Origin of the sequence: Pseudomonas izuensis (assembly GCF_009861505.1) — a bacterium.
In the GTDB taxonomy this organism is placed as follows: domain Bacteria; phylum Pseudomonadota; class Gammaproteobacteria; order Pseudomonadales; family Pseudomonadaceae; genus Aquipseudomonas; species Aquipseudomonas izuensis.
The window spans coordinates 1-18,251 of sequence record NZ_WTFT01000063.1; the positions used below are offsets into that span (position 1 = coordinate 1).

An 18,251-nucleotide genomic window follows, 5' to 3' on the forward strand; every position below is an offset into this window, starting at 1 on the left:
AGAAAGGGGGGGGAGGACAGCGGCATGACGCTGGCACCCTTCGGGGCAATCGATCACTGATCGAGCGGCTTGCGAACCTGGAGGTCCAGGTTCAACCCAGGGGAGGAGACACCCAGATGAATAACAAAAAAAAATCCAATCAAAGTCATCCCGCCAATTCTCATGCACTGCGTGCAACGGTCGTGGCCATGTGCGCGATTGCCTGCACCAGCGCCGGTGCCGTCGAGATCGATACCGGCAACGAAGACCTCCAGCTGCGCTGGGACAATACCCTGCGCTACAACCTGGGAATGCGCACCGAAGGGCAGGACAAGGCGATTCTGGCCAACCCGAACAACGATGACGGCGACCGCAACTTCGACAAGCACAGCCTGGTCAACAACCGCCTGGACATCCTCAGCGAGTCCGACCTCGTCTACAAGGGCAAGTACGGTGCACGGGTCAGTGCTGCGCTCTGGTATGACGACGCTTATGCCGGCAATCTGGATAACGACAGCGTTGCCACTTCCAACCACCTCGACTCCAACGGTCACCCGGCCACGGGCCTGAGCCGTTACACCAACCGCTACTATGAGGGTCCGTCGGGCGAATGGATGGACGCCTTCGTTTTCGGCCAGTACGACCTGGGCGACATGCCGCTCAAGGCGCGGCTGGGTCGCCATACCATCAACTGGGGCGAATCGCTGCTGGGGGCCGGCGCCATTCACGGCATCTCCTACGGCCAGGCACCCCTGGACCAGGGCAAGGCGTTGGCCTTGCCGGGGATCGAGGCCAAGGAGTTGTACTTGCCGCGCAACCAGATTTCCGCGCAGTTGCAGGCCAGCCCCGAGTGGTCGTTCGCGGCGCAGTACTTCTTCGAATGGCGGCCATCGCGGGTGCCTGAGGCCGGCAGTTACCTGGGCTTCGCCGATATCTACCAGCAAGGTGGCGAGTCGTTCATCCTCAGCCCGACCCTGCGCGCCATCCACGGCGATGACATCGAGCCGCGCAACGCCGGCGACTGGGGCGTGATGACACGCTGGAGCCCGGAGTGGCTGGACGGCACCCTGGGTTTCTACGTACGCCAGTTCTCCGACACCTTGCCGCAGGTGATCCTGCTGGCTGACGCGCACCCGCAGTACTTCCTCAACTACGCCGACAAGATCGACATGTATGGCATCAGCCTGTCCAAGCAAATCGGCGGGGTCAGTGTCGGTGCCGACCTGAACTACCGGCACAACATGCCGCTGGTCAGCTCGGCGGCACGGGTGACCTCGACGGCGCAGTTGCCGGACGACGGCGACATCCTCGGCGCCCGTGGCGACACCCTGCACGGTGTGCTCAACGCCATCGGCACTGTCAGCCCGACGCCGCTGTTCGACAGCGCCAGTTGGTCTACCGAGCTGACCTGGAGCCGATGGGTTTCGGTCAATTCCGACCCTCTGAACCTGTTCAAGGGCTCGTCCGCCTACAAAGCGGTGCCCACCAACATCGACGATGTGTCCCGGGATGCCTATGGCATTGCCGTCAATTTCACACCGACCTGGTACCAGGTGTTTCCCGGTGGCGACCTGTCGATGCCGGTCAGCTACTCCCAGGGCCTTTCCGGCAACTCGGCCGTCGCCTCCGGGGGTAACAAGGACGCCGGCAGCTATGCGGTCGGCCTGGGGCTCGATCTCTACAGCCGCTACCGCTTCGACCTGAAGTATGTGGACTATTTCGGTGACTTCTCGACCAACCCGCTGACCGGCGCGGCCCTGACCCCAAGCGGCAGCCAGGCGCTGCTGGAAGATCGCGGCGCGGTCTACTTCACCTTCAAGACCACGCTCTGAGCCGCGCTTGCCGCCATAGCAAGCCCACCGATGGTGCTCCCGTTGCGGACCCCCATCGGTGCCATGCGCGTTCGCGCGCAACTGATGTGAGGTGACAAGGTGTTCAAACAACGCTTACGACCCCCCTTGACGATCCTGATTGCGCTGGTGGCCGCACAGGCATTCGCGCAGCCGGCGTTTGTCTCGCCCCTGGACGCACCTGCCTTGCAAAGCGCCCAGGCGATCCATACGCCACTCAATGGGCTGGCCAAAGCCGGTGGACGGCTGATTGCAGCCGGCCAGCGTGGTCATATTCTCTTTTCCGACGACACCACGACCTGGGTCCAGGCCCAGGTGCCGGTCAGTTGCGACCTGACCGCACTGGCATTCCCCAGCGCCAGCCAGGGCTGGGCCGTGGGCCACGAAGGCGTCGTCCTGCACAGCAGTGATGCGGGCAAGACCTGGCGCAAACAGCTCGATGGCCGACAGATCGCCGAGCTATTGCTCAAACACTACGGCAGTCCGGCCAACCCGGATGACCCCGAAGCGCAACGCCTGAAACAGGATGCCGAGCTGTTCGCCACCCAGGGCGCCGACAAACCGCTGCTGGATGTGTGGTTCGCCGACGAGCGCCATGGCTTTGTAACCGGGGCCTTCAATCTGATCCTGCGCACCGGGGATGGTGGCCAGAGCTGGGAGCCCTGGCTGGATCGGGTCGACAACCCGCGCAGCCTGCACCTGTACGGCCTGCGCCCGGCCGCCGGCACGCTGTTCATGGTCGCCGAACAAGGGCTGGTGCTGAAACTGGATGCCGCACGCCAGCATTTTGTGAAGGTCGACCTGCCGTATGACGGCACCCTGTTCGGTTTGCTTGGCGATGAGCATCTGCTGCTGGTCTACGGCCTGCGCGGCAACGCATGGCGCAGCCTCGATGGCGGCGCAACCTGGAGCAAGGTCGATACCGGAATCAGCGACGGCATCACCAGCGGCCTGATGGTCGCCGACGGCTCGATCGTGCTGGCCAGCCAGACCGGTCAACTGCTGCGTTCCACCGACCGCGGGGCAACCTTCAGCCGAGTCCCGGTGGACCGCGTGGTGCCCAATTTCGCACTGGCACCCGCCGCCGACGGGGCCGTCGCCCTGGCCGGGCTGGGTGGCGTGCGTGTGCAAAGCCTGCAACAGAACAAGAAAGCCGGAGCGCAGTAATGGCTACCCACAACACCCGCGACAACCTGCAGTCCATCAGCAATCTTGATGACTTCAATCACCAGTCGGGCAGTCGCCTCGAACGGTTGATCTTCAACCACCGTCTGCTGGTGATCCTCCTCTGCACCCTGGTCACGGTAATGCTGGGCTGGGATTCGGCCCGGCTGACACTCAATGCCGCGTTCGAAAAAACCATTCCCCTGAACCAACCGTACATCCGCAACTTTCTGGATAACCGCGCCGAGCTCAAAGGGCTGGGTAATGCCGTGCGCGTGGTGGTGGAGAATCGCAAGGGCGATATTTTCGATCCCGCTTATCTGCAAGCGCTCAAGCACATCAACGACGAGCTGTTCCTGACCCCCGGCGTCGACCGGGCCAACGTCAAGTCGTTGTGGATGCCGGTGGTGCGCTGGAACGAAGTCACCGAAGAGGGGTTCGCCGGCGGTCCGGTGATGCCCGACAATTACACTGGTTCGCAAGCGAGCATCGACGCACTGCGCCAGAACATCGGCCGCGCGCAGTTGCTGGGTAACCTGGTGGGCACCGACTTTCGCTCCAGCATGATTTTCGTGCCCTTGCTGGACAAGGACACCGCCACCGGCCAGCCGCTGGACTATTGGGAATTGTCCAAGCGCCTGGAAAGCATCCGCGCCCAGTATTCCGGCACCCAGGGCACTGCCGACCTGGACATCCGCATCGTCGGCTTCTCCAAGGTGGTGGGCGATCTGCTCGATGGCCTGCAGCAGATGATCCTGTATTTCGCCGTGGCGGCGGTGATCGCTGCGCTGATTATTTTTGCCTGGACCCGTTGTGTGCGCAGCACGGTATTGGTGCTCGGTTGCTCGTGCATCGCGGTGCTCTGGCAACTCGGTCTCATTGCCCGGATGGGCTACGCGCTGGACCCTTACTCGATCCTCGTACCGTTTCTGGTGTTCGCCATCGGCGTGTCCCATGGCGCGCAGAAAATGAACGGCATCATGCAGGACGTGGCTCGCGGCACCCACCGGCTGGTCGCGGCGCGCTACACCTTCCGCCGCCTGTTTTTGGCGGGGGTAACCGCACTGGTGGCCGACGCCGTGGGTTTCGGGGTGTTGATGCTGATCGATATTCCGGTGATCCAGGACCTGGCGATCACTGCTTCAATCGGCGTTGCCTTGCTGGTGTTCACCAACCTGATCCTGCTGCCGGTGATGCTGTCCTACACCGGGGTCAGTCCCAAGGCCGCCGCCAGAAGCCTGCGCGCAGAACAGCGCCAGGCCGGTGGCCTCTGGCGGTTGCTCGAACGCTTCACCGAGCGCCGCTGGGCGACAGCGCTACTGGTGGTGTCGGCCATTCTCACCGTGGCAGGCTTTGTCGTCAGTACCCAGCTCAAGATCGGCGACCTGGATGCCGGGGCCTCGGAATTGCGGCCTAACTCGCGCTACAACCTCGACAACGCCTACATCAACAGCAAGTACTCGCTGTCTTCGGACCAGTTCGCGGTGATCGTCAAGACCAAAGCCGAAGGCTGTCTTGAATACCAGACGCTGGTGGAGGCCGATCGCCTGGGCTGGGTCTTGCAGCAAGTGCCGGGGGTGCAGAGCACGGTGTCGCTGGCCGATGCGGTACGCAAGATCACGGCGGGCTCCTACGAGGGCAGCCCCAAGTGGATGTCGATCTCACCGAATCAGGACGTCCTCAACTATGCGGCGCGCACCGCAAGCACCAGCAACCCGGAGCTGTTCAACAACGATTGTTCGGTGATGCCGGTGGTGGCGTACCTCACCGACCACAAGGCCCGGACACTGGATCAAGTGGTGCAGGCCGCCGAAGCCTTCGCCACCGCGCACAGCACGCCGGAGCGCCAGTTCCTGCTGGCCGCCGGCAGCGCCGGGATCGAAGCGGCGACCAATATCGTGGTCAGGAAAGCCAACCTGACCATGCTGATGTACGTGTACGCGGCGGTCATCGTGCTGTGCTTCATCACGTTCCGCAGCTGGCGGGCGGTGGTAGTCGCGGTGGTGCCGCTGGTGATCACCTCGATCCTCTGCGAAGCGCTGATGGTGATGCTGGGCATGGGCGTCAAGGTCGCGACCCTGCCGGTGATCGCCCTGGGCGTGGGCATCGGCGTCGATTATGCGCTGTACCTGCTGAGCATCCAGCTGGCGCGCCAGCGTGCCGGCGACACCCTGGCCGAAGCTTACCGTCATGCCTTGCGCTTCACCGGCAAAGTCGTGGCGCTGGTGGGTGTGACCCTGGCGGCGGGTGTGATCACCTGGGCGTTCTCGCCCATCAAGTTCCAGGCCGACATGGGCATCCTGCTGACCTTCATGTTCCTGTGGAACATGCTCGGCGCCCTGGCGCTGATCCCGGCGCTCTCGCATTTCCTGCTGCGCGATGTGCACGTCTTTGGTTCACCGGTGGTCGTGCCGCCAGCCGGCGAAAGATCGGTCGCCCTCGAACCCAAGGCCCGGACTGTGCAGCGCACCCGGGCCGATCCGAACCCCGTTTGACCCCCTGAATTCATAAGGAATCACCATGAGCGATACATCCGCAGCGTTCCTCGGCGAACAGGAAATCATGATTCGCGACTCGGCGCGCAAGGTCGCCGCCGACGTGGTCGCGCCCACGGCCGCCGAACGTGACCGCACCGCCGCCTGGCCGCGCAGCGAACTGCGCGCCGTGGCCGAGCTGGGCTTTCTCGGCATGCTGATCCCCGAAGCGTACGGCGGTGCCGGTGCCAGCTTCGTCGAGTATTGCCTGGCCATCGAGGAATTTGCCGCCGCCGACACGGGCTTCGCAACGCTGATCCACGTGCACAACTCGGTGGGCCTGGCCGTGGCGCGCCTGGGTAATGAAGAGCAGAAGCGCAAATACCTGCCGGACCTGGCCAGCGGCAAGCGCATCGGTGCCTTTCTGCTCAGCGAACCTCACGCCGGTTCCGACACCGGGGCCTTCCGTACCCAGGCCCGTCGCGAAGGCGAGCATTACGTGCTCAATGGCAGTAAGCAGTTCATTTCCAATGGCAACGAAGCGGGGCTGGGCCTGGTGCTGGCCGTCACTGACAAAACCGCCGGCAAGAAAGGCAGCAGCCTGTTGATGGTCGACCCTCGGGAAAGTCCCGGCTATGTGGTCGCCCGGGTCGAACACAAGATGGGCCAGCGCTCGGCTCATTTAGCGCAGATCCAGCTGGATCAATGCCGGGTGCCACTGGCGAACTTGCTGGGCGAAGAAGGTGCCGGCTATCGCAACGTGATGGGCTCGTTGTCGGAAGGGCGCGTAGCGATTGCCGCTGTCGCCACGGGCACCGCCCGCGCGGCACTGGATGCCGCCGTTGGCTATGCCAGGGAGCGTGAGGCCTACGGCGCGCCGATCATCAATCTGCAAGGGGTGGCGTTCGACCTCGCCGACATGGCCGCGCAAGTGGATGTCGCCCATCACTACATGGTGCATGCCGCGCGACTGTGTGAAGCGCACGTACCCTGCGCCAAGGAAGCCTCGGTGGCCAAGCTGTTCGCCAGCGAAATGGCCGAGAAGGTGTGCTCGGACGCCCTGCAGATCCATGGCGGCTATGGCTACCTCAATGATTTCCCGGTGGAGCGCTACTGCCGGGATGTGCGGGTGACCAAAATCTATGAAGGCACCAGCCATATTCAGAAGCTGATCATCGCTCGCGGTTTGAGCTGAGTGTATTTGCCTGCCCCCCTCCTAACCGAGGGGGGTGGTCAGAGCGTCATCGGGCATAGCCTGTCGTCGATTGCAGGCTCGAATGTGCCAGTGGATTCGTGACGACAGGCAGGGAACCAGACCATGAAGATACAGAAAACGACCGAGGCGCAGCGACTTGCGGTGGACAGCTTCCGTACCTTCCTCGCGTCTGAGGTCACGCCTGTCGCCCGGGCGTTCCGTGGCGGGCCGATTCCCCGGGAAAGGATGCGCGAGATCACCCAGGGCATCGCCGAATTCGGCTTGCCCGGCGCGAGCATTGCGCCGGTTCAGGGTGGCATGGGGTTGTCGGTGGTCACCGAGGCCATGCTGCTGGAGGAGCTGTGCGCCGTCTCCAGCGAAGTCGCCCATTGCGTTATCAGCAACATGCTCGTGGCCAGCGTGCTGGTGGACTTGCCCGCCGCGCGCGAGCCATTGCGCGAACGCTATCTGCCCGACCTGCTGACGGGGCGCGGTTGCGGCGGTTTTTACCTTCAGCAAGCCGATGCGCTGGCAACGGCTGCCGAAGGGGGCGTCAGCGCCTGGTCGACGCCCGGAGGCTGGATCATCAACGGGGCACACGAACGGGTTTGCAATGGCCTTTATGCGGACATTCTCATCGTCGAAGTGCACGCCGAGGATGGCGCCTTGCGCCATGTGCTGGTGACGCGCGAGCAACATGGCTACACCTCGCGAATCATCGACAGGCCCACCTTGAGCGGTACGTTCCATACCCAGGTGTCATTTCGCAATGTGCGCCTGCCTGCCGGCCAGTCAATCTGGGAGGGGCAGGACGGGCTGCAAGGTCGGACCAGATTGCAGGAGAAAATGGATGCGGGCTTGGCCTCCTTATCGGTCGGATTGATCCGCACGGTGCTGGAGGCTTGCATTGTCGCGGTTAAAAACACGGACGGACCTGAAAAACCCGCTGCATCACAGCCGTTGGTGGCGCTCAGGATTGCCGAGATGGCGACCCGGCTCGACGCGGCCAGGCTCATGTGCTTTCGCGCCTGGTCGCTGATCGATGCCGGCACTGACTGCCGGATGCAGGCCGGCATGGCCCGTTGGCTGGCCAGCGAAACGGCGCTCAAGGCTTGCCGGGACGCACTGCAACTGCCCGGTGGCAAGGCGCTGAGCGCAGCGTTGGATCTCGAGCGCCTGGTGCGCGAGGCGATCGTCCTGCCTGTTCCGCACGGCCTTACCGACCTTCAAAAACTCTCCATCGCCGAATCGCTCACGGGCATCAGCGCGGTGGACTGATTGCTGTACCGCTTCAATGGACGGCTGCCGCGTGCGGTACGCCAGGCTAATCATTGTGGCCGCGCGCCACGCTTAAGGAACCTGTATGCGTTATTCCCTTGTTGCACTTGCCATTGCCATCGCTCTGTCCAGCGGCCCGACCTGGGCGACGGATGCCGCCAACCCTGCCAAGGCCGCCAGCCCGACCACAGCGGCCGTCAATAAGGACGTGCTCAAACAACTGCCGTTCCAGGATCGTGCTGACTATGAAGCCGCGCGCCGAGGGCTGGTGGCGGCCTTCGAAGGCGAGGTCAAGGACGCCGAGGGCAAGACGGTGTGGAGCTCTCACCAATACGACTTCCTCAAGCAGAACCAGGCCCCGGACTCGGTGAACCCGAGCTTGTGGCGCATGGCGCAACTCAACGCCAGTGCCGGTCTGTTCCAGGTCACCGACAAGATCTACCAGATCCGCGGCATGGACCTGGCGAACATGACCATCATCGAAGGTGACGAAGGGCTGATCATCATCGACCCGCTCTACGTCACCGAAACAGCCAAGGCCGGTCTTGAGCTGTATTACCAGAACCGTCCGCGCAAACCGGTGGTGGCGGTGATCTACAGCCACAGCCATGTCGACCATTTCGGCGGTGTGCGCGGTGTAGTCGGCGAGGCGGATGTGAAGGCCGGCAAAGTCCACATCTACGCCCCGGAAGGCTTCATGGAGCACGCGATCCAGGAAAACGTCCTGGCCGGTGCCGCCATGTTCCGTCGCGGTATGTTTCAAAGCGGCGGGGCGGTGCCCAGCAATGAGCTCGGGCAGGTGGATACGGGCATTGGCAAGGGCGCTCCGACGGGGGGCACCATCAGCCTGATTGCGCCGACCAACCTGGTGGCGCAAGCGGAAGAAACCCATGACATCGCCGGCGTGCAGTTCGTGTTCCAGCTGACGCCCGGCACCGAGGCGCCTTCGGAGATGAACGTCTACCTGCCACAAATGCAGGCGTTGTGCATCTCCGAGAATGCCACGAAGACGATGCACAACCTGCTGACCCCGCGTGGCGCGGAAGTGCGTGACGGCAAGGCCTGGGCGCAGTTCCTCGACGATGCCCTGGTGCGTTATGGCGACAAGGCGCAGGTGATGTTCGCCCAGCACAACTGGCCGACCTGGGGCGGCGAGAACATCCGCACCCTGCTCGCCGACGAGCGCGACATGTATGCCTTCGTCAATAACCGCACCCTGAACCTGCTCAACCAGGGCATGACCCCGCTGGAGATCGCCGACGCTGTCAAGAAACTGCCCGGCGAGCTCGATCAAAAATGGTACGCCAGGGGTTACTACGGCACGTTGAGTTTCAATACCCGTGCGGTGTATCAACGCTACCTGGGGTTCTATGACGGCAACCCGTCCAACCTTGACCCGTTGCCGCCGGTCGAAGCCGGCAAGCACTACGTGCAAGCCATGGGCGGGGCCGACAAGGTGCTGGCGCAGATGCGCGCGGCGATGGACAAAGGCGACTACCGCTGGGCGGCGCAACTTGGCAATCACCTAGTGTTCGCCGAACCTGACAACAAGGCAGCCCGCGAGACACAGGCCGATACGCTGGAGCAGTTGGGCTATCGCAGCGAATCGGCGATCTGGCGCAACATGTACCTGACCGGTGCGCAGGAATTGCGTCAGATCAAGCCGCAACAGGGCGCCCGTGTCACCGCCGACCTGACTCGCGCGGCGACGCCGGCGATGTTCATGGACCTGCTGGCGGTGCGCATGGATTCGGACAAGGCCCAGGGCCACGACATGACCCTGAACTGGAACTTCGATGACCTGGACCAGCATTTTGCCCTGACCTTGCGCAACGGCGTGCTGACCTATCGCGAACACACCAGCCATGCGAAGCCTGTCGCCTCGGTGACGATGAGCAAGGCCGTGCTGGACAAGATCAGCCTGCGCCAGCTGGATTTCCCGACGGCGCTCAAGCAGGGCGATATCAAGCTCGAAGGCGATGGCGAGCGCTTCAAGGCGATGCTCGGCATGCTGACCAGCTTTCAGCCGACGTTCAACGTCGTGACGCCCTGAACCATGGCCCGCCGGTTGGCAATAGCGCCGGGCAACGAGGGGGCGCCAGCGTCCTCTCGTGGTCAGAGCAGTCATGACAACGTTCTGGTGGTACTGCCCGCCAGACCCCGTAAGCAACCGAAGCAGGCGCGTTCGGTCGCCCTGGTCGACGCGTTGAAAACCGCCGGGCGTGACATCCTCGAAGGGGAAGGGCGGGAAGCGCTATCGATCTACCGGCTTTCCGATTATTCCGGGGTGGCGGTCAGTTCCATCTACGAATATTTCCCCACCATCGAGTCACTGATCGGTGCGATTTTCGACGACTACCGCGCCGATGCCCGCCAGCAAGTGATTGCCAGCATCCACGCGCTTCCTGCGTCGGCCACCCTCTACGACGGGATCGAAATGGTCCTGCGCACCGGTCTTGCCGCCTTGCACCGCTGGTTGCAGATCGACTCGGAGCTGAGCATCAAGTCCGCCTACTACGGAGAGTTGGTGCGTCTGGATATCGTCAAACCGGAGCGCTTCTGGATTTCGATGGTCATTCCGGCGCTGGTGCAACGTTTTTCCGATCAGGTCCTGGTGCGTGATCGCGAGAAAGCGGGCTTTCTGGCTTACCAGGCCGTCACGGCGTTGCCCCGTGCGTTGCTGATCGAAAAACCCGAGTACCTGCTCGATGCCGACACCGTTCGGCTGCTGGCGCGCATGCTCCATGCGCTGCTGACCACGGCAGACCCGGAATAACCTCTGAAACCAATCGAACGAAAAGTAAAAAATATAATAGAAACAGTTGGTTATGGTGCTTTTCGATGCGCCGGAATCCGGAAATGGTTTTACCTTCTCTCCCCTTAAACTGGTCCCGCCATGAAGGCCGTTGCGCATCAATGGCCAAGGCGCGAACGAATGAATTCCAGGAGACTGTCCCATGACAAAAACAATAGAAGAACAGGTCGAACTGCTGCTGAGCGACCCGGCGGCCCTGGTCGAGCATAGCTTGCAGAACTGGACGCAATTGCCTGCCGAGCAGATCGACGAGCTGCAGCTGGCGGGACTCAAACGTCGTTTCGGCGAAATGCGCGACCGTATTCCGTTGCTCAAGAAACTGGCGGACGCCGAAGGCATCGAGTCCATCGAACAGCTGGACGACGTGGTGCCACTGCTGTTCGAACACACACTGTTCAAGTCGTACCCACCCTCGCTGCTGGAAAAGAACAACTTCGCGGCCATCAACAAGTGGGTGGGCAAGCTGGTGCTGCCAGAGATGGCAGCAAAAATCGCCGCTGTCGACGTCAGTGCCTGCACTGGCCTGGACGAATGGTTCGAAACCATGGACAACGCCATTCCCGAACTGTGCCTGAGCCATACCTCAGGTACGTCCGGAACCCTGTCTTTTCTGCCCTGCAGCGTGCGCGAGTTCGATAAGGCCCTGGAGGTGCGCAGGCTTTACGCCTGGAACATGACCGGCGTGAACACGCCGGACCCGGACATGTATTGCGCCTACCCTTACTACCGCAAAGGTTACCTGAGCCACCTGCGCAGCCTCGGCTCGCTGGTCCGGGTGCTGTTGCCCGATCCTTCGCATTTCCGTTCGGCCTATCCATCGACCCTGTCCAGCGACGTGCTGCGCCTGGGCGCCAGGCTTCGCGCCGCGCACAACAACGGCACGCTGGATCGCCTGGTGGTGGCACCCGAACTGCTGGCCAAGAAAAAGGCATTCGACCAGCAGCAGACCGAAATGCCGCAGCACCTGGCAGTCTTCTTCGACGAAATCGCCAGCGGCCTCAAGGGCAAGCGCGTATACATCGGCGGCACCTGGAACCTGCTGCACAACATGGCCAAGGCCGGTCTTGAGCGCGGCCTGGAGGGCGTATTCCACCCTGACTCCTTCATCATCACCACCGGTGGCGCCAAAGGCGTGGTGCAGCCTGAGGGCTGGCGCGAAGAGGTCATGCGTTTCACCGGCGTGAAGTCGCTGAACGAATCCTATGCGATGTCGGAGGTGGTCAGTGGTTCGCACCTGCGTTGCGAGCAGGGCCACTACCACTTCTCGCCGACCGCGATTGCCTTCCTGCTTGACCCTGAAACCAGCAAACCGCTGCCGCGCCACGGGCGTCAGACCGGGCGTGCGGCGTTTTACGATCTGGGGGCCGATATTCACTGGGGCGGTTTCATCACCGGCGATGAAATCACCATCGAGTGGGATCAACCCTGCAGTTGTGGTCGCCCCAGCCACTATGTGGTCGGCGCGATCCAGCGCTACAGCGAAAAGAACGGCGGGGACGACAAGATCACCTGCGCGGCATCCGAACAATCCCATCGCGAGGCGATGGACTTCCTCAACACCCTGGAGGGCTGAGCCATGACCCATCCCATTGCGCCGATGATCATTCGTGGTCAGGTGATCACCGACAACCTGATTGAAGTGGGTGGACGCGGCGGAGACCTGAGCTTCCTCACCCCCGACGCGAACAAGTACATCGACCAGCTGCCCTTGGGCAACCCGGCGAAACTGGCGGATTTGTACAGCCTGAGCTTCAACGACATTCTCGATTACGCCGTCGAACTCGGCGGGCGCCTGGACCTGGACAAGAACCCGTACCTGCAGGAAGCCTGCGAGCTGTCGTTCCTGACCGCGCCCACCACCCCGACCATCGTCAAGGGCTCCTACATGGGCCTCAAGCATCTGCTGTCCCGTGAGTTCATCACCGAGATGGCGGAAACCACGGTGGGCATCAAGTATCTGGAAGGCTGGGTGCCGCAGACGCTGCTCGACGGCACTGAGCTGCAAGTGCGCTGCTTCGGCGCCCGCACCTTGCACATCGTCGCCGGCAACGCGGTGTCCCTGTCGTTGTGGACCATCATCCGCAACATGGTCCTGCGCAGCGATGCGATCATCAAGGCACCGTCCAACGACCCGTTCTCCGCGCTGGCGATTGCCCGCACCATGGTCGACATGGCCCCGGACCACCCGCTGACCAAACACCTCTCGGTGGCTTACTGGAAAGGCGGGGACGAGGCCTTCGAGAAGCGCCTGTATCAACCGCAGAACCTGGAAAAAATCGTCGCCTGGGGCGGCTTCGCCTCGATGAAGCATGTGACTAAATACATCCAGCCCGGCCTGGAACTGATTTCCCTGGACCCCAAGCGCAGCGCCAGCATTATCGGCCAAGCGACCTTCGACAGCGAAGCGAACATGCGCGAAGCGGCGGTGCGGCTGGCCGTCGATATCGGTGCGATCAACCAGAAGGGCTGTGTCTGCGCACGGGTGGTGTATGTGCAGAGCGGCACGGATGAGCAGGGCCTTGAGAAGCTCAACACCTTTGGCCGATATGTCTATGACGCCATGCTCGGCTTGCCCAATACCCTCAGCACCACGCCCAAGCGTTATGACCAGGGCCTCAAGGCCCACGTCGACGCGCTGCGCCTGGATGACGAGTGGTACAAGGTCATCGGCGGCAAGGACGGCGAGGGCGCGATCATCTGCTCGCAGCTGCCGGAGCCCGTGTCCTTCGCTGCCAGCCTCGACGACCGTACCGCCAACCTGGTGCCGGTCGACGACTTGAGCGAAATGATGGCGGCGGTCGATGCCTACACCCAGACCGTCGGCGTCTATCCGGAAAACATCAAGGATCAGCTCAAGGATGTGCTGCCGCTGTATGGCGCCCAGCGCATCGTCTCGCTGGGCTATGCCGCCGCCATGAAGTTTGCCGCACCCCAGGACTCCATCGAACCGATGCGCCGCATGGGCAAGTGGATTTCCAACCAGATCGCCGCGCCCGAAACCAGCGCTGCGCCCTGGTTGCGGCCGTCGATCTAAACCAACTCAAGACCACCACCTGACCCTGTGGGAGCAAGGCTTGCCCGCGATGAGGCCGGCACATCCTGCAGAGATGTCGACTGAAAGGACGCCATCGCGGGCGAGCCTTGCTCCCACAAGTTTTGTGGTGTTCGTTCACTATTTGGAGAAACCAACATGACCACCTGCATCGGCTACGGCGTCCATGAAGCCAACGCCCCCCTCGAACCCCTGCGCTTCGAACGCCGCGCATTGCGCGACGACGACGTTTCCATCGAGATCGACTACTGCGGCGTCTGCCATTCCGACATGCACTACGTGCACAACGATTGGAAGAGCACGCGTTTTCCCTGTGTACCGGGCCATGAAATTGTCGGCCGGGTCACCGCCGTGGGGCCGGCCGCCAACCGATACCACGTGGGCGACCTGGTTGCCGTCGGTTGCCTGGTCGACAGCTGCCAGCAGTGCGAAGCGTGTGAAGCTCACCAGGAACCGCATTGCACCCAGGGCGTGACCCCGACCTACAACGGCCTGGACCGCATCAGCGGTGAAGTGACTCGCGGTGGCTATTCTCAACGCATCGTGGTGCGCGAGCGTTTCGTGCTGCGTGTGCCGCCGGCGCTGGACCCGCGCTTCACGGGTCCCTTGCTGTGCGCGGGCATCACCGTCTGGACGCCGATGCGCGAGCACAACGTCAAGGCGGGTACACGACTGGCCGTAGTCGGCCTCGGCGGGCTGGGCCACATGGCGGTCAAGCTGGGCGTTGCGTTGGGTGCCCAGGTCACCGTGATCACCACCTCGCCGGGCAAGGCCGACGATGCCCTGGCACTGGGTGCGCATCATGTCCTGCTGTCTAGCGATCCGGCGGCCATGAAAAGTGCCGCCAGCAGCTTTGACTTGATCCTCGATACCATCCCGCGCACCCACAACGTCAATCCCTACCTGATGCTGCTGGCGCGTAACGGGACGCTGGTGCTGGTGGGCGCGCTGGAACCCCTGGAACCGATTCACGGCGCCTTGTTGGCGGTCAACAACCGCTCGATCGCGGGTTCGTTGATCGGTGGCCTGGAACAAACCCAGGAACTGCTCGACTTCTGCGCCGCGCATCAGGTGCTGCCAAGTTGCGAGATGATCGACATCCAGGACATCAACCAGGCGTTCACGCGTATGCACAACAATGACGTGAAGTATCGCTTCGTGATCGACATGGCGTCGCTCAAAGATGTCGACCCCGCCTGACGACACGTTCTCCAGAATGCCAGCCACCCCATACCCCCCTGAACGAGAGGTTGCGGTATGGGGCCTATGCCCTCAATAACCTGACCGCGAAAAATGGCTGGCTTGTCGGGTCACCGCATCGCAGCGATGGCGGCCGATGAGGCGACCTGATGTCATGGATTCACTCGTTCCCCTGTAGGAGCGAGCCTGCTCGCGATGGTCTTCCAGACAACGCGGGCATCCAGGCAGCACGCGTTATCGTTGACGTCCATCGCGAGCAGGCTCGCTCCTACAGGGGATTATGCACGCACCTCAACCAGGTCGGCTGTCAGGCCGCCTCGCTTCGGCTTTTGATCTGGGCGCCCCGTTAAACCACGCTGGCCGGAGTGAGGGCATGCCGAGCCAGAGCGAGGCACCGAGTGGTGGGGCAAGAGCCCTTGGTTACTTGGGGCTCTTCCAAGTGACTCGCCGTAAGGGCGAAACCATAATCAGCCGTTACCGAAGAAACGGATATGTACACCAGTCAAAGCCAGATCGGGCAAAGGCAAAACCCACAAAAAAACCCCGATGCCCCCAGCCTGACCAAGGGCGGTAGGGGACATCGAGGCGAAAAACGAAGGGGTAACCTTTAAATCACGAAACAACTCAGGACACGCAACGCGCCTTGTCTTTCCAGTACTTCTCACGCACCTGCCGACGCAGCACCTTGCCCACTACACTGACCGGCAGTACCTCGACAAACGTGATCGACTTGGGCGCCTTGAATCGACCCAGACGGCCTTTCACATGCTCGATCAAGGCATCGACCGACACGGTTTCGCCCGCCTTGAGCACCACTTCGGCATGCACCGCTTCACCCCATTCCTCATGGGGAATGCCGACCACCGCGGAGTTGGACACCGCTGGATGGGCATTGAGCGCCGCTTCCACTTCGATGGCGTACACGTTGAAGCCCCCGGTGATGATCATGTCTTTCTTGCGGTCAACCAGGAACAGGAAACCCTCGGGATCGATGTAGCCCAGATCGCCGGACTTCCAGTAACCGTTGTGAAATTCCTGCGCCGTGCCTTCAGGATTCCTGAAGTAACCCGAGATGGTGCCCCGGGAACGGACCCACAATTCACCGGTGGTGCCCAGCGGCACTTCCTTGCCGTTGTCGTCGACAATCAGAATCTCTGCGCCGACGGCGATGCGCCCGGCCGAGGACAGTTGTTTTTCGTTACGGGTCAGGTGATCCGCTTTGCTCAGCAGGGCGACCGCGTGCAGGCTTTCAGTGGCACCGTAGATCTGCATGAAGATGTTGCCGAAACGCTCCTGGGCCTGACGCAATTTGGCCGGGCTCATCGGTGCCGCGCCGTAGGCCATGGTTTGCAGCGAAGACAGGTCATAGTCCCGGGCTTCGGGCATTTCCAGCAGGCGATAGATCATGGTCGGCACGAGCAGGGTCATGGTGACGTTTTCGGCTTCGATGTTGCGGCACAGCCGCGCCAGGTCCGGGACGTTCTGGGTCAGGGTGCAGCCACCGCGAAACAGTGTTGGCAGCAGGCCCAGGCCGGAGCCGTGGCTGATGGGCGCCATGTGCAGGAAACGTGTGTCCGGCTGGTAAGGCTGCTCGGCCTCCAAGTACATCGAATCGCGCAACGCCATCCAGTTATCGAGGGTGTAGGCGGCGCACTTGCTTTGCCCGGTGGTGCCACCGGTGAAGCGATAGACCAGCGGGTCTTTCTGCATGTCGTTGTCGACACCCGGGTTGTGATCCGGTACGCCTTCGAGCAGGTCCCAGAAACTCAAAAGTCCCTCGCGCGGGGTTTCTGGCGGGTCCATGCAGACAACGGTGATGCCCTGATCGTGCAGCAGGTCGAAATAGCGATCGATCAATGCGTTCTCGATGAACACCACCTTGGGGCGCAGGAACTCGACTTGCCAGCGGTGCTCCTCGAACGCGTCGCGGTAGTTGGTATAGGCAGCGGCGGCGTCGCCCTTGAGCGCCGTCCAGGCATGGAACAGCGAGATGTTGTCGTTTTCCAGAATGCAGAGATAGACATCCCCGCGGCGAAGTTCCAGACGTCCGCGCAGCATGTTGACGATGCGATTGGTCAGCGAATGGAGCTCACGGAAGTTGTAGCGACGATTGCGCTCGATGTTGACCAGGGCTTCCCGGTCGCCAAAGCGCACGGCCAGGTTACCGACCGTGTTTGCGAAGTTCATTATTGTCATGGTTATTCTCCGTCCGGGCGTGTGGCTGCACGCCCGTTGCGATCATCATCGCGAGTTTAAACCGGGCCCCGGCCCGGGAATACTCAGGCCTGTCGAGCCTTGATAGCCGCCATGGCCGTGTCGATGAAGACCTTGACCTGCTCGTTGGCGTCGTTGCGCGGCGCGGCAGTGCTCCAGTCGGTGATCTGTGCCAGGCGCGCCTCGATGGCCTCCGGCGACAGTTCGTCGTTGCCGATGTACACCGGAGCGGTCTCTTCCATGCGCACCGCCGAGAACACCCCGGCGCCGGCACCCAGGATCAGCTTGGTCGGTGCGTTTTCGCTGACCAGGAACAAGGCGCCTGGAGTGACCTGTTCGGGACGGCTGGCGGCCAGCAGTTCAGCCGGCATGACGTCTTCGGTCATGCGGGTGGCGGCCATCGGTGCCAGGGTGTTGACCAGGATGTTGTTCTTGCGGCCTTCGATGGCCAGCATGTTCATCAAGCCGACCACGGCCATTTTTGCTGCACCGTAGTTGGCCTGGCCGAAGTTGCCGAACAGGCCGGCGGCGGAGGTGGTCATCAGGATGCGGCCGTAGTTTTGCTCACGCATCACTTCCCATACGGCCTTGGTGCAGTTGATCGAGCCCATCAGGTGGACATTGATCACTGCGTTGATGTCGGCCATCTCCATCTTGGCGAACGACTTGTCGCGCAGGATGCCGGCGTTGTTGATCAGGATGTCGACACGACCGAAGGCTTCGACCGTTTGCTTGACCATGGCCTGGACCTGTTCGTAGTCGGCCACGTTGGCGCCGTTGGCGATGGCGACGCCACCGGCCTGGCGAATTTCCTCGACCACGGCCAGGGCGGCATCGGTGGAACTGCCGGAGCCGTCACGGCTGCCGCCGAAGTCGTTGATCACCACCTTGGCGCCACGGGCGGCAAGATTCAGGGCGTGGACGCGGCCAAGACCGTTGCCAGCGCCGGTGACGATAGCGACGCGATCATCAAAACGAATGGTCATTGTATTTTCCTCTGGTGAAATAGTAGTAGGCGGAGAACGGCGGA

At 62.3% G+C, this 18,251-nt stretch carries 12 protein-coding genes; 10 read left to right on the plus strand and 2 right to left on the minus strand.

Features of this window, described 5'->3' with window-relative positions; translation table 11 throughout:
* The first annotated feature begins 116 nt into the window (after positions 1-116).
* The 10 genes from GPL81_RS30450 to GPL81_RS30495 all read left to right on the plus strand — a co-directional run bounded on the left by GPL81_RS30450 (position 117) and on the right by GPL81_RS30495 (position 15,007).
* Positions 117-1,811: a DUF1302 domain-containing protein gene (locus GPL81_RS30450; protein WP_160109795.1), complete on the plus strand. Its 1,695-nt coding sequence runs from the start codon at positions 117-119 to the stop codon at positions 1,809-1,811.
* A gap of 126 nt (positions 1,812-1,937) precedes the next feature.
* Positions 1,938-2,996, plus strand: a complete 1,059-nt coding sequence (locus GPL81_RS30455; protein WP_246219011.1) for a WD40/YVTN/BNR-like repeat-containing protein — start codon at positions 1,938-1,940, stop codon at positions 2,994-2,996.
* Positions 2,996-5,488: an efflux RND transporter permease subunit gene (locus tag GPL81_RS30460; RefSeq protein ID WP_160109797.1), complete on the plus strand. Its 2,493-nt coding sequence runs from the start codon at positions 2,996-2,998 to the stop codon at positions 5,486-5,488. Before GPL81_RS30455 ends, GPL81_RS30460 begins: the two co-directional genes overlap by 1 nt.
* Positions 5,489-5,513: 25 nt before the next feature.
* A complete protein-coding gene (locus GPL81_RS30465) occupies positions 5,514-6,662 on the plus strand; it encodes an acyl-CoA dehydrogenase family protein (protein WP_160109798.1) in 1,149 nt (382 codons plus the stop codon).
* 123 nt (positions 6,663-6,785) lie between these two features.
* Complete coding sequence (locus tag GPL81_RS30470; RefSeq protein WP_160109799.1) at positions 6,786-7,940, plus strand: acyl-CoA dehydrogenase family protein; 1,155 nt, start codon at positions 6,786-6,788, stop codon at positions 7,938-7,940.
* Positions 7,941-8,025: 85 nt separating this feature from the next.
* Positions 8,026-9,993, plus strand: coding sequence for an alkyl/aryl-sulfatase (locus GPL81_RS30475; protein ID WP_160109800.1), 1,968 nt, complete (start codon positions 8,026-8,028; stop codon positions 9,991-9,993).
* A gap of 3 nt (positions 9,994-9,996) precedes the next feature.
* Positions 9,997-10,716, plus strand: a complete 720-nt coding sequence (locus GPL81_RS30480; protein ID WP_160109801.1) for a TetR/AcrR family transcriptional regulator — start codon at positions 9,997-9,999, stop codon at positions 10,714-10,716.
* 181 nt (positions 10,717-10,897) lie between these two features.
* Positions 10,898-12,328 (plus strand): phenylacetate--CoA ligase family protein, encoded by a 1,431-nt coding sequence (locus GPL81_RS30485; RefSeq protein ID WP_160109802.1) that lies wholly within the window; start codon positions 10,898-10,900, stop codon positions 12,326-12,328.
* Positions 12,329-12,331: 3 nt separating this feature from the next.
* Positions 12,332-13,789: an acyl-CoA reductase gene (locus GPL81_RS30490; RefSeq protein ID WP_160109803.1), complete on the plus strand. Its 1,458-nt coding sequence runs from the start codon at positions 12,332-12,334 to the stop codon at positions 13,787-13,789.
* Between the two features lie 156 nt (positions 13,790-13,945).
* Positions 13,946-15,007: an NAD(P)-dependent alcohol dehydrogenase gene (locus GPL81_RS30495; RefSeq protein ID WP_160109804.1), complete on the plus strand. Its 1,062-nt coding sequence runs from the start codon at positions 13,946-13,948 to the stop codon at positions 15,005-15,007.
* Positions 15,008-15,631: 624 nt separating this feature from the next.
* On the opposite strand, the gene GPL81_RS30500 is transcribed toward GPL81_RS30495, so the two are convergent.
* Both GPL81_RS30500 and GPL81_RS30505 read right to left on the minus strand, forming a co-directional pair.
* Positions 15,632-17,203 carry an AMP-binding protein gene (locus GPL81_RS30500; protein WP_246219012.1) on the minus strand — a complete coding sequence of 524 codons (1,572 nt, stop codon included), beginning with the start codon at positions 17,201-17,203 and terminating at the stop codon, positions 15,632-15,634.
* An 83-nt stretch (positions 17,204-17,286) separates the two neighbouring features.
* Positions 17,287-18,207: an SDR family NAD(P)-dependent oxidoreductase gene (locus GPL81_RS30505; RefSeq protein ID WP_160109805.1), complete on the minus strand. Its 921-nt coding sequence runs from the start codon at positions 18,205-18,207 to the stop codon at positions 17,287-17,289.
* Positions 18,208-18,251: the final 44 nt, after the last annotated feature.

Bases quoted from the DNA above. Each gene is read 5' to 3' on its own strand.
- GPL81_RS30450 (WP_160109795.1), top strand. From the start codon at position 117: ATGAATAACAAAAAAAAATCCAATCAAAGTCATCCCGCCAATTCTCAT.
- GPL81_RS30460 (WP_160109797.1), top strand. From the start codon at position 2,996: ATGGCTACCCACAACACCCGCGACAACCTGCAGTCCATCAGCAATCTT.
- GPL81_RS30465 (WP_160109798.1), top strand. From the start codon at position 5,514: ATGAGCGATACATCCGCAGCGTTCCTCGGCGAACAGGAAATCATGATT.
- GPL81_RS30470 (WP_160109799.1), top strand. From the start codon at position 6,786: ATGAAGATACAGAAAACGACCGAGGCGCAGCGACTTGCGGTGGACAGC.
- GPL81_RS30475 (WP_160109800.1), top strand. From the start codon at position 8,026: ATGCGTTATTCCCTTGTTGCACTTGCCATTGCCATCGCTCTGTCCAGC.
- GPL81_RS30480 (WP_160109801.1), top strand. From the start codon at position 9,997: ATGGCCCGCCGGTTGGCAATAGCGCCGGGCAACGAGGGGGCGCCAGCG.
- GPL81_RS30485 (WP_160109802.1), top strand. From the start codon at position 10,898: ATGACAAAAACAATAGAAGAACAGGTCGAACTGCTGCTGAGCGACCCG.
- GPL81_RS30490 (WP_160109803.1), top strand. From the start codon at position 12,332: ATGACCCATCCCATTGCGCCGATGATCATTCGTGGTCAGGTGATCACC.
- GPL81_RS30495 (WP_160109804.1), top strand. From the start codon at position 13,946: ATGACCACCTGCATCGGCTACGGCGTCCATGAAGCCAACGCCCCCCTC.
- GPL81_RS30500 (WP_246219012.1), bottom strand. From the start codon at position 17,203: ATGACAATAATGAACTTCGCAAACACGGTCGGTAACCTGGCCGTGCGC.
- GPL81_RS30505 (WP_160109805.1), bottom strand. From the start codon at position 18,207: ATGACCATTCGTTTTGATGATCGCGTCGCTATCGTCACCGGCGCTGGC.